The sequence below is a fragment of the Demequina litoralis genome, assembly GCF_030418455.1.
Classification (GTDB): Bacteria; Actinomycetota; Actinomycetes; order Actinomycetales; family Demequinaceae; genus Demequina; species Demequina litoralis.
The window spans coordinates 255,502-271,115 of the sequence record NZ_JAUHPW010000002.1 but is presented as its reverse complement, the minus strand read 5'-3'; the positions used below and the strand labels follow the sequence as shown (position 1 = coordinate 271,115).

Here is a 15,614-nt window from a genome sequence, read left to right as displayed (position 1 = left end):
TCCGCGCGCCGATGGCCGCGGGAGGGACTCGGGGGCCGAGCCTCATGCCTGTCGCCGTGCTACTGGAACAGCGACACCGCGCGCGCGATGACGAGCGCGAGCAGCACGAAGCCGGAGAACGCCTGCAACCCCATGAGCGCCTTCGCGCGCCCCGACAGAGGGATCGCGTCCGTCGCGGAGAACGCCATCGAGTTGGACAGCGACGTGTACAGGTAGTCGCCGAAGCGCGGGCGCCAGCCGGCGTGGAGGGACGATGCGGCGGCCACCTCGGCGATCGCGTCGTGGTCCTCGTCCTGCGCGAACCTGATGTCGGCCGCCGGCACCTCGCCGCGCTCGAGCGCGCGCCGCACCACGGGACCCCCGCGGTCGAGCTCCCACAGCACCAGCGCGAACGCGATGACGTTGGTGATCCACACCTGGGCGGCGGCGATGAGCACGCGCGATCCCGAGCCGATGCTGGGCTCGGTGAGCGAGACGAGCAGCTGGACGAGCATCACCTGGTTCGCCGCGGCGAGCAGCAGCGCCTGGGAGACCGACAGTGTGCGGGTCCAGGCCGTCTGGCGGTGCATGCGCACGGGGTTGGCCACCAGCAGCGGGATCAGCAGCAGCAGACCGATGCCGACCACCGCGTAGCGGAACGCCGGCAGGAACGTCGACGGCAGCGCGAGGTAGAGGCCCAGCGCGACGAGCAGCGCCACCACGGCGGGCCAGCGATGCTCGCCGCGGCCTCCCTCCGGGATCGCCGTCATGAGGCGATTCTGCTCCTCCCTGCTACCCTTGGGGGTACTTGCAGGGCCATCACGGCCCTCCTGCGTCGCAGATTGCCTCCACCTCTCGCCGGCGCCCGACCTTGTGGCGGCGCGGCTCGTAGAGATTCTCTTCGGCGAACGAGAGCGGACACCTCCGCCTTCGCCACCATCGCCGGTGCCCGCGCCCATCAGGGTGTCGTGCGCATCTGCCCCTGCCCCGAAAGGCCCCCGTGACCTCCACCACCTTCGCCGAGCTCGGCGTGCCCGTCGCCCTGACGGACGTCCTCGAGTCCGACGGCAAGACCCACGCGTTCCCCATCCAGGTCGGCACGCTCCCCGACACGCTCGCCGGCCGCGACGTGCTCGGCCGCGGCCGTACCGGCTCCGGCAAGACCCTCGCGTTCTCCCTGCCCACCGCGGCGCGCCTCGGCGCGCGCGGCGGCCGCGCCAAGCCCGGCCGGCCCCGCGCGCTCATCCTCGCCCCCACCCGCGAGCTCGCGACCCAGATCGATGCGGTCATCGCACCGCTCGCCGAGGCCTACGGGATGCGCACCGCGACGATCTTCGGCGGCGTGAGCCAGCGCCGCCAGGAGCAGGCGCTGCGCCGCGGCGTCGAGATCGTCGTCGCGTGCCCCGGCCGGCTCGAGGACCTCATGGGCCAGGGCCACGTCTCGCTCGACTCGGTGGAGATCACCGTGCTCGACGAGGCCGACCACATGGCCGACCTGGGGTTCCTGCCCGGCGTCACCCGGATCATGAACGCCACCCCGCAGCGCGGCCAGCGACTGCTGTTCTCCGCGACGCTCGACAACGGCGTGGACAAGCTGGTCAAGCGCTTCCTGTCGGACCCGATCACCCACGCGGTCGACCCGGCCGACAGCCCGGTCGAGGCGATGACGCACCACGTCTTCCACACCGACGGCGTCGAGGCGAAGCGCGAGCTCGTCCACACGCTCGCCTCGGGCACCTCGCGCCGCATCCTCTTCACCCGCACCAAGCACCAGGCGAAGAAGCTCGCCAAGCAGCTCACCGCCGCGGGCATCCCCGCCGTCGACCTGCACGGCAACCTCTCCCAGAACGCGCGCGACCGGAACCTGGCCGCGTTCGCCGGTGACGAGGTGCGCGTCCTGGTCGCGACCGACGTCGCCGCGCGCGGCGTCCACGTCGACGGCGTCGAGCTCGTGGTCCACGTCGACCCGCCGGCCGAGCACAAGGCGTACCTCCACCGCTCGGGTCGCACGGCCCGCGCCGGCTCCGCCGGCGACGTCGTGACCGTGGTGCTGCCCGAGCAGCGTCGCGAGACCCAGCAGCTGCTGCGCAAGGCCGGCATCGGCGTCCGTCCCGAGTCCGTGAGCGCGGTCTCGCCGCAGGTGGTCCGCCTCGTCGGCGAGGTCGCGGCACACGTCGAGCCGACCGCGGCCGGGCCGGTCCCGGCGCCCGCGCAGCGCTCGAAGGGCCAGCGCCCCGCGTCGGGCCAGGCGCCCGCCGACGGCCCGCGCGCCGGCCGTCGACGCGGCGGCCGCCGCCGTGGCGGCTCCGGCTCGGCGTCCGCCTCGGGCGCTCCGAAGGCCGCGGCCCCCGCGCAGCACCAGCGTTCCCAGCGCCCCGCCCAGCGCGGCACGACCGCGTCCGCGGGCACGGGCGGCGCGGCCGCGTTCTCGGCCCGCGGAGGTTCCGGCGCGTCGCACCGCCGCCGCTCCCGCTGAGGGTGATATCCCTGGTATCTAGACTCGGGGGGTTGTGCGCCCGCGGGGTGCCGACCTACGCTCGTGCCCATGGGGGGCGACGAGGCTGAGGGGCCGATGCGCGCGACCGCTCCGGCGGTCGGCTCCGGCGCGCCCTCGGACGACGGATTCGTGGGCAGGCGCGCGCGACGCAGCCGCGCGCACGAGTACTGGAACGCGCGCTCGTGGTCGGCGCGGCAGCAGGACCGACGCCCGGCGCCGCGTCCCGCGCCGCAGCCGGCTCCGATCGCCGTGGCTGCCCGGGCCGAGGCACCGTTCGAGCGCACCGCGGCCGGCCTGCCCATGCGGGTCGCGCCGGCGGTGGCCGAGCCCGACGACATCGACGTGATCCCGCTTCCCCGCCAGTCGGGCGAGGTGCCCGTGGTGACCGCGCCCGCGGCGGCGGTCCAGCCCGTCGCGTTGTCGGCGGTGCCGGAGCCGGCCGCCGAGCCGTGGCCCGCGTCGCTGGAGCCCGTGGTGGAGGACCGCGCGCCGGAGGCCGCACCCGGGGCGGCTCCCGCGGACGAGGTCGACGAGGCGCTCGACATGCTCGTGTCCCTCGCGCCGCACCTCGGCTGCCTGGTCGCCGACGGCGACGTCGAGGGCCGGCTCACCTACGCGCGCTGCCAGTCGCTGCTCGCGCGCATGGGCCGCGCGGTGAGCGACCGCCGCGTGTGGCGCGCGCTGCTCGAGCTGTGCGACAAGGACCCGGATCCCGAGGTGCGGGCCGCCGCGGACGAGGCGCTCGTCGCGCTCGAGACCCACGGCACCGTGCCGAAGGCCTGACCTCTTCACCGAGGCGGGGCCGGGCGTCGGTCCCAGCGCCTAGACTTTCCGGGTCATGGATGCGCTCTTCGATCTCGACGGCTCCAGCGAGCCCCAGCCCACGCCGCCCGCCGAGCCGCAGGCGGCGGCTCCCGAGCCCGAGCCCTGGCCCGAGCCGGAGCACGAGCCGGCCCCGGAGCCCGACTACGAGCCCGAGCCGGAGGACGCCTGGATCCCGCCGGCCCCCATCCTCTCGGGCCACCACCGTCCCGCCGCGGCCCCGAACCGGCCCGCGCGCGGCGCATCGTCCCTGGTGGAGGGGCTGAACCCGCCGCAGGCGGAGGCCGTCCTGCACGAGGGCGAGGCGCTGCTCATCATGGCGGGCGCCGGCTCCGGCAAGACCCGCGTGCTGACCCACCGCATCGCGCACCTGCTCGAGGCGGGCCGCGCGCGCCCGCACCAGATCCTCGCGATCACCTTCACCAACAAGGCCGCCGCGGAGATGCGCGAGCGCGTCGAGGCCATCGTGGGCCCCGAGGCCCGCGGCATGTGGGTGTCGACCTTCCACAGCGCGTGCGTGCGCATCCTGCGCCGCGACCACGAGCTCGCGGGCCTTAGCAGCAGCTTCTCGATCTACGACACGTCGGACTCGGTCAACCTCATGAAGCTGGTCATGAAGGAGCTGAACCTCGACCCCAAGAAGTTCACGCCCAAGGCCGTGCTGGGCCGCATCGGCAAGTTCAAGGACGAGCTGATCGACCCCGAGGTCGCGCTCGCCGGCGCGTCGATGGCCAGCAAGTTCTCGATCGAGCACGCCGCCGCCACCGCGTACCCGCTGTACCAGCGTCGCCTCGAGGCCGCCAACGCGGTCGACTTCGACGACATCATCGTCAAGACCGTCAAGCTGGTGCAGGAGCACCCGCAGGTCGCGCGGGCCTACCGCGAGCGGTTCCGCCACATCCTCGTCGACGAGTACCAGGACACCAACCACGCGCAGTACGTGCTCGTGCGCGAGCTCGTGGGCCCGGCGGACGATGCGTCGCTGCCCCCGGGCGAGCTCACCGTCGTGGGTGACGCGGACCAGTCGATCTACGCCTTCCGCGGCGCGACCATCCGCAACATCATGGAGTTCGAGAAGGACTACCCGAACGCGCACATCGTGCGCCTCGAGCAGAACTACCGCTCGACGCAGAACATCCTCACCGCCGCGAACACGGTCATCCAGAACAACGCGGACCGCAGGCCCAAGAACCTGTGGACCGACTCGGGCGCCGGCGAGAAGATCAAGGGCTACGCCGCGGACACCGAGCAGGCAGAGGCGCAGTACATCGCCGAGGAGATCAAGCGCCTCATCGCGGAGGACGGCGTCGAGCCCACCGACATCGCGATCATGTACCGCGCCAACGCGCAGTCCCGCGCCGTCGAGGAGCGGTTCATCCGCGCCGAGATCCCCTACAAGGTGGTCGGCGGCACGCGCTTCTACGAGCGCAAGGAGATCAAGGACATGCTCGCGTACCTCGCCGCCGTGGTGAACGAGGACGACGACATCGCGACCCGCCGCATCATCAACGAGCCCAAGCGCGGCATCGGCGACACCGCCGTCGAGTCCGTCGAGGGCGTGCGCCGCACGCTCGTCGCCGCGGGCGAGGACATCAGCTTCGGCACGGCGCTGCGACGGCTGGACGATGCGGGCCTCCAGGCGCGCTCCGAGCGCGCCATCGGCGACTTCGTGCGCCTCATGGACGACCTGCGCGCGCTCGCGAAGGACAACGGCCCCGCGGGCGTGCTCGACGCGATCGCGGACCGGTCGGGCCTGCTCGCCAGCCTGCGCCGCAGCGAGGACCCGCAGGACGCGAGCCGCATCGAGAACATCATGGAGCTCGTCGCGGTGGGACGTGAGTTCTCCGAGGACAACCCCGAGGGCACCCTCGCGGACTTCCTCGAGAAGGTCGCGCTCGTCGCGGACGCCGACCAGGTCCCGGACGCCGACGGCACCGGCGGCGTCGTCACGATGATGACCCTGCACACCGCGAAGGGGCTCGAGTTCCCGGTGGTGTTCCTCACCGGCATGGAGGACGGCACGTTCCCGCACATGCGGTCGATCGAGTCGGGCGACACCAAGGACATGGAGGAGGAGCGCCGTCTCGCCTACGTGGGCCTCACCCGCGCGCGCGAGCGGCTGTACCTCACGCGCGCCGAGGCGCGGTCGTCGTGGGGCGCCCCGCAGTACTTCCCGGCGAGCCGCTTCGTCGAGGAGATCCCGGCCGAGCTCATGGAGTGGACGCGCGCCGCGGTGACGATGTCCTCCCTGAGGGCTCAGTCCGACCGCGGTTCGTCGCGCTCGGGCGCCTGGTCCGGCATGGGCTACGGCGGCAACCAGGACCGCGAGGACGGCAACTCGTACGCGCGTGCCGGCGCGGTCAAGACGCGGCGCGTGCCGCCGAGCCCGCCGGGCGTGGCCTCGGGCGACATCGGCTTCGAGGTCGGCGAGCGGGTCCTGCACGATAAGCACGGCATGGGCAAGGTCGTCGGCACGGAGGGCGTGGGCCGCAACGCGGTCGTCAAGGTCGACTTCGGCGGCGACGTCAAGCGCCTGGTGCTGAGGTTCAACAACCTCGACAAGCTGTAGCCCGCGCCGCTAGCGTTCCCCCAGGTAGCGAACCGGGGGGAAAGATGCGCTGGTGGATCGTGGGCGGCATCGTCGCCGCGCTCGTCGTGGCGGTGCTCGCCGTGCCGGTGCTGCCGGCGGCCGACGAGGCCGAGGCGCCGATCGAGGGCACGTGGACCTTCGAGTCCCCGGTGCTCGACGCGTGCATCGAGGTGACCGTCGACGCGACCCTCGTCGGGCGCGAGGTGCGGCCGCTCGTCTCCGCGCTGCCGTGGCGGCGATGGGCCGACACGACGCTCGCGGATCCGGTCGAGATCGCGGTCGGCGTCCCGTCCGGCTGCGAGCCCGAGAACGGCACGATGGGCCTCATCACCGGCGACGTGATGATCGGCACGGTCGACTGCGGGGAGTGGGTCGACGCGTGGGACGACGACCCGACGCTCCCCGAGGCGGACCATCGGTTCGGATGCGGCGGCGACGCGGTGTGGTTCACCCTCGCGACCGACGACGCGACGGCCGGTGTGTCGCTGACCGACTCCCTCGCGCCGGGCGAGCTCCACGCCGACGCGCGCGGATGCGTCGACGTCCAGGTCTGGGGCCTGCTGAGCGTCCAGCACGGCGACTCCCAGGGCTCGGACTCCCCGGTCGCGGACCGGGAGGTCCCGCAGCGCGTGTGCCTCGAGCCCGCCGCCTGAGCCGCGCCCGTCGCCCGCGCATCGTCCCCGCGGACTAGGCTCATCCTGGACTCGATCTCAGGGAGGGTGGCATGTCGGACAAGACCTCGAAGGTGTCGATCGTCGGCGCGGGAGCCGTGGGCGCGACCCTGGCCTACGCAGGCCTGATGCGTGGATTCGCGCGCACGGTCGCGCTGTACGACATCAACAAGGCGAAGGTCGAGGCGGAGGCGCTCGACCTCGCGCAGGGCATCCAGTTCATGCCCGAGGCGACCGTGCTCGGCTCGAACGACGTGGGCGTGGTCGAGGACTCGGACGTGGTGGTCATCACCGCCGGCGCGAAGCAGCAGCCGGGCCAGAGCCGCATGGACCTCGCCGGCGCGACCATCTCCCTCATGGACAAGGTGCTCCCGCCGCTGCTCGAGGTCGCCCCGGACGCCATCTACATCCTCGTCACCAACCCCGTCGACGTCGTGACGTACGCGGCGATCAAGAAGTCCGGCATGGACCCGTCGCGGATGTTCGGCTCGGGCACCGCGCTCGACACGTCGCGCCTGCGCCACCAGATCGCGGCGTACTGCGACATCGCGGTAGGCAACGTGCACGCGTACATCGCGGGCGAGCACGGCGACTCCGAGGTGGCGCTGTGGTCGTCCGCGACCATCGGCGGCCAGCCCCTGCTCGACTGGCGCGGCCGCGACGGCGAGGTCGTCATGACGCAGGAGGTGCGCGAGCGCATCCACCACGACGTCATGCGGTCCGCGTACACGATCATCGAGGGCAAGGGCGCGACCAACTACGCGGTCGGCGCCGCGGGCGCGCGCATCGTCGAGGCCGTGCTCGGCGACCAGCGCCGCATCATGCCGGTCTCGACGCTCATCGACTACCCGAACGTCGGCGAGGTCTGCATGTCGCTGCCGGCGGTGATCGGCCGCAACGGCATCGAGCACCAGGCCGCGACCCCCATGGACGCCGAGGAGAAGGCGCTCCTCGAGGCCTCCGCGCGGTCCATCAAGGAGACCGCGAACCGCTTCGGCGTGGGCTGAGCCCGCACACGACGATGCCCTGGTCGCCTGAGGCGACCGGGGCTTCGGCGTGTGCGGGAGGCTCCCGGGGGACGATGCGCCGGCCGAGCGGACGGTGAGAGGGCTTCGTAGGGTGGAAGCCACCGTTCGGAGGGAGGCCTGATGTCGCAGCTGGTCCTGGGACTGCTCGCGGTCGGCCTGGGGCTCGTGCTCGTCGCCGCGCTTTTCGTGCCTGTGGTCGCGCTCCTGTACCGCCGGCGTGGCGGTGTCTCGGCCCGCGATGGACTGCTCCTCGCGGCCGCGCTCGTGTACCTGGTCGCGATCTGGGTGTACACGCTGCTGCCGCTGCCCGAGGCGACGACGATCACGTGCGCGCCGACGCAGCTCGACCCCTTGGCGTTCGTCGACGACCTCGAGGGTGCGGCGTCGCGCGGCCACCTGCCGACCGACCCGGCCTTCCTCCAGCTCGCGTTCAACGTGCTGCTGTTCGTGCCGCTCGGCGTGCTCGTGCGCGTCGGCCTGCGGCGCGGCGTCGCGGTCGCGGGGCTGGCGGGGCTCGGGCTGTCGCTCCTCGTCGAGGTCACGCAGGTCACGGGGGTGTGGGGCCTCTACCCGTGCGCCTACCGCCTGTTCGATGTCGACGACCTGCTGACGAACACGCTGGGAGCCGTGCTGGGCTCGCTCCTCGCGCTGATGGTGCCGGCGCGCCTGCGCGTCCGCGGCGACCGGGTCGTGGCGGCGTCGGAACCGCGTCCGGTGACGCGGGCGCGGCGCATCCTCGCCGGGGTCGCGGACCTGGTGAGCGTCACGCTCACGATGTACGCCGTGGTCGTCGTCGAGTCGCTGGCGGCCGCCCAGCTGGACGATGGCGCGAGGCTCGACACGGACGGGCCGTGGGTCGCGGTCGTGCCCGTCGTCGTCGCCTTCGCGCTGTCGGGGGGCTTCCTCGCGGCGACCGGGCGGACGCTCGGCCAGGCTGCGGTCCAGTTGCGATACGTGGGTTCCCCGTACCCGACCGCGCTCGCGCGGGCGCTGCTCTTCGCGGGCGGCATCGGCGGCTACCAGGTGCTCAACGCCCTGCCGGGCGCCGCATCGTCCCTGCTGACATGGCTGTTCACGGCGGGCTGGCTGGTCTTCGCGCTCACGACCGAGGATGGTCGAGGACTGCCCGGGCTCGCGTCGCGGTCGCGGCTCGCCGACGCGCGCGAAGGGCTCGCCGACGGTCGCCGTGCGGCGTCCGTCGACGAGGAGCCGGCTGCCTGAGCCCGATGCCCCGGTCGCCTGAGGCGACCGGGGCATCGTCGGGTGCGGGAGGCTCAGACGCCCACCAGCTCCTTCTCGCGGGGCGCCTCGGGGGCCGGGCCCTCGACCGACAGCCGCGGCAGCCAGCCGAGCCACGACGGCAGGGTCCAGTTGTGCCGGCCGAGCAGCGTCATGAGCGACGGGACGAGGATGGTGCGCACCACGGTCGCGTCGATGATGACCGCCGCCGCGAGGCCGAAGCCCATCTGCTGGAACTCCGCGAGGTCGCCCAGCGCGAAGCCCAGGAACACCGCGACCATGATGAGCGCCGCCCCGGTGATGAGCGAGCCCGTGCGGGACAGCCCGAACACCACCGCGTCACGCGTGTCGCCGGTCGCGTCGTGGCGCTCCTTGATGCGGCTGATGAGGAACACGTGGTAGTCCATCGACAGCCCGAAGAGCACCGCGAAGAGGAACAGCGGGATCCACGGCGCGATCGCGTCGACCTGCGCGAAGCCCAGCAGGTCCGCGCCCCAGCCCAGCTGGAACACCCCCACCAGCAGGCCGAACGCGGCGGCCGCGGAGATCACGTTGAGCGCGATCGCGGTGAGGGGGATCGCGAGCGACCGGAACGCGACGAGCAGGAGCAGGAAGCTCGCACCCAGCACCATCGCGATCACCAGGGGCGTGTGGTCGACGATCACCGAGGTGAAGTCCACGGCGTCCGCCTGACCGCCGCCCACGAACGCCTCGGCGCCCGTGCCGTCGAGCGCGGCCGGCACCAGGTCGTCGCGCAGCCGGTGGAGAGCGTCGGCGGCGGCGGGGTCGGCCGCGTCGTACACGTCGCGGGTGTCGACGAACGCGGTGCCGCCGCGCCAGTCGACGGTGGTCTCCGCGTAGGCGGGGTCCGCCTCGACGGCGTCGGCAAGCTCCGCCACCGCGCCGCGGGCGCCGCCCGCGCCCTCGATCGCGATGAAGGTCGAGGACTGGCCGAGGCCGTAGTCGTCGACGAGCACCTCGACGCCCTGACGCAGCTCGTTGTCGGCCGGGAGCGACTCGAGGCCGGGGAAGGCCAGCCGGATCGAGGCGAGCGGGAGGGCGAGCGCGAGCAGCACGCCCAGGCCGGCGATCGCCGAGACGGCGGGACGGGCGGTGACGGTCCGCGCGATCGCCGTCCACGCGCGGGGCTCTCGGCCGGGGTGGGCCGTGGGCACGCGCCCGCGGTTGACGCGGTGGCCGAGCAGGCGCAGCACCGCGGGCAGCAGCGTGAGCGCCGACACGATCGACATGATCGCGACGAGGATCGCGCCGGTGCCGAGCGAGCGCATGATCGTCGACGGCACGAGCAGCAGCCCGAGCAGGGAGATCAGCACCGTGACGCCGGAGAACAGCACCGCGCGGTTCGCGGTCGACCCGGTGATCGCGACCGCGTCGCGGACCGTGCGGCCGTGCGCCAGCTCCTCGCGGAAGCGCTGGACCGCGACGAGGCTGTAGTCGATGCCGAGCGCGAGCCCCATCATCGTGATCATGTTGACGATGAAGAACGACAGCTCGAACGCCTGACCGATGATCGCGGTCGCGCCCACGGCCGTGACGATCGACACGACGGCCACGAGCAGGGGCAGGCCCGCCGCGACCAGCGCGCCGAACACGACGACGAGGATGACGAGCGCCACCGCGATGCCGATGAGCTCGCCGCGCGCGAGGGTGTCCTCCGCGAGCTCGCCGAACGCGAGCTCGGTGGTGGCGTCGCCCACGTTGTGGAGCGCGAAGCCGTCCGCCGTCGCGGCATCGGTGGCGTCCTGGATCGCCTGCGCCACCGGGGTCGGGTCATTGCCCGGGTCGACCGTCGCGCTGACGAGCGCCGAGCGGCCGTCCTCCGCCACGGGCACGGGCTGGTCCGCGGTCGGGGCGGTCACGTCGAGGACGCCGGGTGCGGCCTCGAGGCCCGCGACGAGGTCGTCGATCACGGCCGTGAACGCCGGGTCCCCGAACCGTGCGTCCGTCGCGGTGACGACCACGGTCTCGGTGACCGTCGCATCGTCCGACCCGCGCAGGCGCTCGTCGATCGCGGCGGCCCGCTCCGAGTCGGTGGTGACGAGCAGGCGGTCGTCCTGGGTGAGGGCGTCGCCGAGACCGCCGGCGGCGATGACCGCCGCGACGACCGCGACGAGCCAGACGGAGATGGTCACCCACGGTCGGGCGGCCGCGGTGCGGGCGATGCGCCCGGTGAAGCCTAGGTTCATGATTCCTCCCAGATCGGGCCGGTTCCCCGGCTGATTCGACGCTAGGCAGCCGTCCCCCCTGCGCTCAGCCCGCGCAGGGACGATTCGGACACGCCGCACGGGGGAACCTCCGCTGGTCCCGATGGGGGAGGACGGCGCCACCTTCCCCCGTGCGGGGGAGGGGAACCCTCCGGGCGGGCGAGGCCCTCGGCGGGGTGCGCACGGCACGATGGACGCATGGACGTCATCCGCGCCTACCTCGCCGCCACCTGGGAGGCCCGCACCTGGAAAGCGGTGCTCTACCTGCTGCTCGGCCTGCCCGTCTCGATCGGCCTGTTCGTGTACGCCGTCACCGGCTACGCGCTCGGCATCGGGCTCGCGGTCGTGTGGATCGGTGTGATCATCCTCGTCGCCGTGCAGGCCTCGATGCGGCCCCTCGGGGCCTTCGAGCGCGGCACCGCCAACGGCCTGCTCGACGCCGGCATCCGTCCGCCCGCCCCGCTGCGCGTGCCCCCGGGCGCCGGGCGCTTGCGGCGGGCGCTCGCGCCGTTCCACGACCAGTCGTCGTGGCGCACGTTCGCGTGGATCGTCGTGCGCATCGTCCTCGGCCCGGTGGGGTTCGCGCTCGCGATCGTCGCCGCGGTGGTCCCCGTGTCGCTGCTCGCGGCCGTCGCGTGGTCGGTGCTCCACCTCGTCGGCGTGGTCGACGTGGCCGACTACGGCACCGACCCGGCCGCCGCCGACGTGGTCGACACCGTCGCGTTCTGGGTCGCCGTCGGCACGCCGCTCATCGTGCTGGTGGTGCCGATGCCGGCGTGGGTCGTCCGCGGCACCGCGGAGCTCCACCGGATCCTCGCGCGGTGGGCGCTGGGGCCCTGCGACCGCGAGATCGCCGAAGCCGCGACCGCCCGCGCCGAGCTGGCCGAGGAGCGGGTCAGGATCGACCAGGAGCTCCACGACAGCATCGGCCACATGATCACGATGAACATCGTGCAGGCGGGCGCCGGCGCGCACGTCTTCGACAGCGACCCGGAGTTCGCGCGGCAGGCGCTGCGCAACATCGAGGAGCGCGGACGTGCCGCGATGGGCGAGCTCGACCGCATCATCGCGACGCTGCGCGGCGACGACGAGGTCGAGCGCGCGCCGCTGCCCGGCCTCGCCGACGTCCCCGCGCTCGTCGACGCATCGCGCGACGCGGGCATCGCCGTCGACGCCGAGGTCGACACCTCGCCCGTGCCGCCCGCGATCGGCCGGGCCGCGTTCGGCATCGTCCGCGAGGCGCTCACCAACGCCGCCCGCCACGCGCCCGGCGCACCCGTCACCGTGCGGGTCGTGCGGGAGGACGATGCGCTGGGCATCGACGTCGCGAACGGCCCGGCCCGCTCCCGGGGCGTCGGCGCGGGAGCCGCCTCCGCATCGTCCTCCCGTCCCAGCCGCGGCGTCGCCGGCATGCGCGACCGCGTCACGCTGCTCGGCGGGCGCACCGCGATCGGCCCCGCCCCCGACGGCGGCTACCGGGTGCGTGCGCTGCTGCCGCTCTCCGCCGCCGTGAGCCCCGCGGGCTCCGGCTCGGCGTGGGACGATCTGCGTGAGGAGGTGCGCGCATGAGGGTGGCGATCGTCGACGACGACCCGTTGGTGCGCATGGGCCTGCGCGCGATCGTGAGCTCCGAGGACGGCTGGGACGTGGTCGGCGAGGCCGGCGACGGTGCCGCCGCGGTGGCGCTCGCCGCTCAGGAGCGGCCGGACGTCATGCTCATGGACATCCGCATGCCGGGGGTGGACGGCCTCTCCGCGACGCGCGAGATCGTCGCGTCCGGGTCCGCGACCCGCGTGCTCGTGCTCACCACGTTCGAGGTCGACGAGTACGTCTTCGAGGCGATGCGCGCCGGCGCGTCGGGCTTCGTGCTCAAGCGCGTCCCCCCGGCCGAGCTGATCGAGTCCGTCCGCGTGGTCGCCTCGGGGGAGTCCCTGCTGTTCCCCGCGTCGACGCGCGCGGTGATCGAGCGCTTCGCGACGCGCGGCGCCGAGCGGCTGCCCGAGCTGTCCGAGCGCGAGGAGGACGTGCTGCGGGCGCTCGCGCGCGGGCGCTCGAACGGCGAGATCGCGGCGGAGCTGTTCGTCTCCGTCGAGACGGTGAAGTCGCACGTCGCATCGATCCTCATGAAGCTGGGCGTGCGCGACCGCACGCAGGCGGTCATCGTCGCCTACGAGAGCGGCTTCGTGCTCCCGGGGGAGACCTCCGAGCGGCGCTGAGCCGTCGCGGGAGCGCTCTCCCGGGACGATGGTCCCGGAATCGTGTACGACGTGGGTAGGCTGAGCCCTGCAGCATCGGACAAGCGCGCCGACGAGGGCGCGCCCTTCGCGTGAGGACAGTGCATGGACCTGTACGAGTACCAGGCGCGCGACATGTTCGAGAAGCACGGCGTACCCGTGCTCCCCGGCATCGTCGCCGAGACCCCCGCCGAGGCACGCGCCGCGGCCGAGCAGCTGGGCGGCGTGGTCGTCGTCAAGGCGCAGGTCAAGGTGGGTGGACGTGGAAAGGCGGGCGGCGTCAAGGTCGCCAAGACGCCCGAGGAGGCCGAGGCGTACGCCGAGGCGATCCTCGGCATGGATATCAAGGGGCACACCGTCCACAAGGTGATGATCGCGGCCGGCGCCGCGATCGCCGAGGAGTTCTACTTCTCCGTGCTGCTCGACCGCGCCGAGCGCCGCTACCTCGCGATGTGCTCCGTCGAGGGCGGCATGGAGATCGAGCAGCTCGCCGTCGAGCGCCCCGACGCCCTCGCGAAGGTCGCCGTCGACCCGCTGGTGGGCATCGACCGTGCGAAGGCGGAGGAGATCGTCGACACCGCCGGCTTCCCCGCGGAGCTCCGCGAGGCCGTCATCGACGCGATCGAGAAGCTCTGGACCGTCTACAAGAACGAGGACGCGACGCTCGTCGAGGTCAACCCGCTGGTGCGCACCGAGGACGGCTCGATCATCGCGCTCGACGGCAAGGTCACGCTCGACGAGAACGCCGAGTTCCGTCACGAGGACCACGCCGCGCTCGAGGACCAGGCCGCGACGGACCCGCTCGAGGCCAAGGCCAAGCACATGAACCTCAACTACGTGAAGCTCGACGGCTCCGTCGGCATCATCGGCAACGGCGCGGGCCTCGTGATGTCCACGCTCGACGTGGTCGCGTACGCGGGCGAGCAGTTCGGCGGCCAGAAGCCCGCCAACTTCCTCGACATCGGCGGCGGCGCCTCGGCCGAGGTGATGGCCAACGGCCTCGACGTGATCCTCCACGACCCGCAGGTGAAGTCGGTCTTCGTCAACGTGTTCGGCGGCATCACGTCGTGCGTCGCGGTGGCCGACGGCATCGTCGGCGCGCTCGAGGCGCTGGGCGACAAGGCGACCAAGCCGCTCGTCGTGCGCCTCGACGGCAACGCCGTCGAGGACGGTCGCGCGATCCTCGCGCACGCCGCCCACCCGCTCGTGACCATCGTCGACACCATGGACGGCGCCGCGGCCAAGGCCGCCGAGCTCGCCGCCGCTTCCTAAGGAGAACTTGTGGCAATCTTCCTCACCCAGGACTCCAAGGTCATCGTCCAGGGCATGACCGGCTCGGAGGGCATGAAGCACACCCAGCGCATGCTCGCGTCGGGCACCAACGTCGTCGGCGGCGTCAACCCGCGCAAGGCGGGTGCCATCGTCGAGTTCCCCGGCGACCACACCGCGCCGGTCTTCGGCACCGTCGCCGAGGCGATGGAGGCCACGGGCGCCGATGTCTCGGTCCTCTTCGTGCCGCCGCCGTTCACCAAGGCGGCCGTCATGGAGGCCGTCGACGCCGGCATGCCGCTCGTCGTCATCATCACCGAGGGCGTCCCCGTCGCCGACACCGCGGAGTTCTTCGCGTACGCGCAGTCCAAGGGCACCCGCCTGATCGGCCCCAACTGCCCCGGCCTCATCACCCCCGGCCAGTCGAACGTGGGCATCACCCCGGCGAACATCACGGGCCCGGGCAAGATCGGCCTCGTGTCGAAGTCGGGCACGCTGACCTATCAGATGATGTTCGAGCTCCGCGACCTGGGCTTCTCCACGTGCGTGGGCATCGGCGGCGACCCGATCGTCGGCACCACCCACATCGACTGCCTCGAGGCGTTCGAGGCGGACCCCGACACCGCCGCGATCGTCATGATCGGCGAGATCGGCGGCGACGCCGAGGAGCGCGCGGCGGCCTACATCCAGGAGCACGTCACCAAGCCCGTCGTGGGCTACGTGGCCGGCTTCGAGGCCCCCGAGGGCAAGACGATGGGCCACGCGGGCGCCATCGTGTCCGGCTCGGCGGGCACCGCGCAGGCGAAGAAGGAGGCCCTCGAGGCCGCCGGCGTCAAGGTCGGCAAGACGCCGTCCGAGACCGCGCGCCTCATGCGGGAGATCCTCACCGGCGCCTGAGCCGGTTCGACGATGCGGGGCCTCGACCTTCGGGTCGGGGCCCCGTTCGCGTGCGGTGATGGGGCCCGTGGGCGCGAGGCGTGCGGCGGCCCCGAGCCTCGAGCCCCGAACCCGGGCGAGCCCGCCGCGCGCCGGTCCACCGCATCGTCCCGCCGACAGGCGA

Annotated in this window: 12 protein-coding genes; 10 read left to right on the top strand and 2 right to left on the bottom strand. The window is 73.1% G+C overall.

Annotation, left to right across the window (positions count from 1 at the left end; genetic code table 11):
* Window positions 1–59: 59 nt before the first annotated feature.
* Window positions 60–749: a hypothetical protein gene (locus QQX09_RS03875; protein ID WP_301131437.1), complete on the bottom strand. Its 690-nt coding sequence runs from the start codon at window positions 747–749 to the stop codon at window positions 60–62.
* A 230-nt stretch (window positions 750–979) separates the two neighbouring features.
* On the opposite strand from QQX09_RS03875, the gene QQX09_RS03870 reads away from it, so the two are divergent.
* From QQX09_RS03870 to QQX09_RS03845, 6 genes are all read left to right on the top strand, one after another.
* Entirely contained in the window at window positions 980–2,455 is a 1,476-nt protein-coding gene (locus QQX09_RS03870; protein WP_301131435.1) for a DEAD/DEAH box helicase, read from the top strand.
* Window positions 2,456–2,524: 69 nt separating this feature from the next.
* Window positions 2,525–3,259: a hypothetical protein gene (locus QQX09_RS03865; protein ID WP_301131434.1), complete on the top strand. Its 735-nt coding sequence runs from the start codon at window positions 2,525–2,527 to the stop codon at window positions 3,257–3,259.
* Between the two features lie 55 nt (window positions 3,260–3,314).
* The gene (pcrA, locus tag QQX09_RS03860) at window positions 3,315–5,867 is read left to right on the top strand and encodes a DNA helicase PcrA (RefSeq protein WP_301131433.1); all 2,553 of its coding nucleotides are present in this window, start codon (window positions 3,315–3,317) and stop codon (window positions 5,865–5,867) included.
* 44 nt (window positions 5,868–5,911) lie between these two features.
* Entirely contained in the window at window positions 5,912–6,541 is a 630-nt protein-coding gene (locus tag QQX09_RS03855) for a hypothetical protein (RefSeq protein WP_301131432.1), read from the top strand.
* Window positions 6,542–6,612: 71 nt separating this feature from the next.
* Window positions 6,613–7,566, top strand: a complete 954-nt coding sequence (locus tag QQX09_RS03850) for an L-lactate dehydrogenase (protein WP_301131431.1) — start codon at window positions 6,613–6,615, stop codon at window positions 7,564–7,566.
* Window positions 7,567–7,707: 141 nt separating this feature from the next.
* Window positions 7,708–8,808 carry a VanZ family protein gene (locus QQX09_RS03845; RefSeq protein ID WP_301131430.1) on the top strand — a complete coding sequence of 367 codons (1,101 nt, stop codon included), beginning with the start codon at window positions 7,708–7,710 and terminating at the stop codon, window positions 8,806–8,808.
* A gap of 53 nt (window positions 8,809–8,861) precedes the next feature.
* On the opposite strand, the gene QQX09_RS03840 is transcribed toward QQX09_RS03845, so the two are convergent.
* Complete coding sequence (locus tag QQX09_RS03840; RefSeq protein WP_301131428.1) at window positions 8,862–11,033, bottom strand: MMPL family transporter; 2,172 nt, start codon at window positions 11,031–11,033, stop codon at window positions 8,862–8,864.
* Window positions 11,034–11,249: 216 nt separating this feature from the next.
* On the opposite strand from QQX09_RS03840, the gene QQX09_RS03835 reads away from it, so the two are divergent.
* From QQX09_RS03835 to sucD, 4 genes are all read left to right on the top strand, one after another.
* Window positions 11,250–12,620 (top strand): sensor histidine kinase, encoded by a 1,371-nt coding sequence (locus QQX09_RS03835; RefSeq protein WP_301131427.1) that lies wholly within the window; start codon window positions 11,250–11,252, stop codon window positions 12,618–12,620.
* The gene (locus QQX09_RS03830) at window positions 12,617–13,267 is read left to right on the top strand and encodes a response regulator transcription factor (protein WP_301131426.1); all 651 of its coding nucleotides are present in this window, start codon (window positions 12,617–12,619) and stop codon (window positions 13,265–13,267) included. Before QQX09_RS03835 ends, QQX09_RS03830 begins: the two co-directional genes overlap by 4 nt.
* A 123-nt stretch (window positions 13,268–13,390) precedes the next feature.
* Window positions 13,391–14,557: an ADP-forming succinate--CoA ligase subunit beta gene (gene sucC, locus QQX09_RS03825; protein WP_301131425.1), complete on the top strand. Its 1,167-nt coding sequence runs from the start codon at window positions 13,391–13,393 to the stop codon at window positions 14,555–14,557.
* A 9-nt stretch (window positions 14,558–14,566) separates the two neighbouring features.
* Complete coding sequence (gene sucD / locus QQX09_RS03820; protein WP_301131424.1) at window positions 14,567–15,451, top strand: succinate--CoA ligase subunit alpha; 885 nt, start codon at window positions 14,567–14,569, stop codon at window positions 15,449–15,451.
* Window positions 15,452–15,614 lie beyond the last annotated feature (163 nt).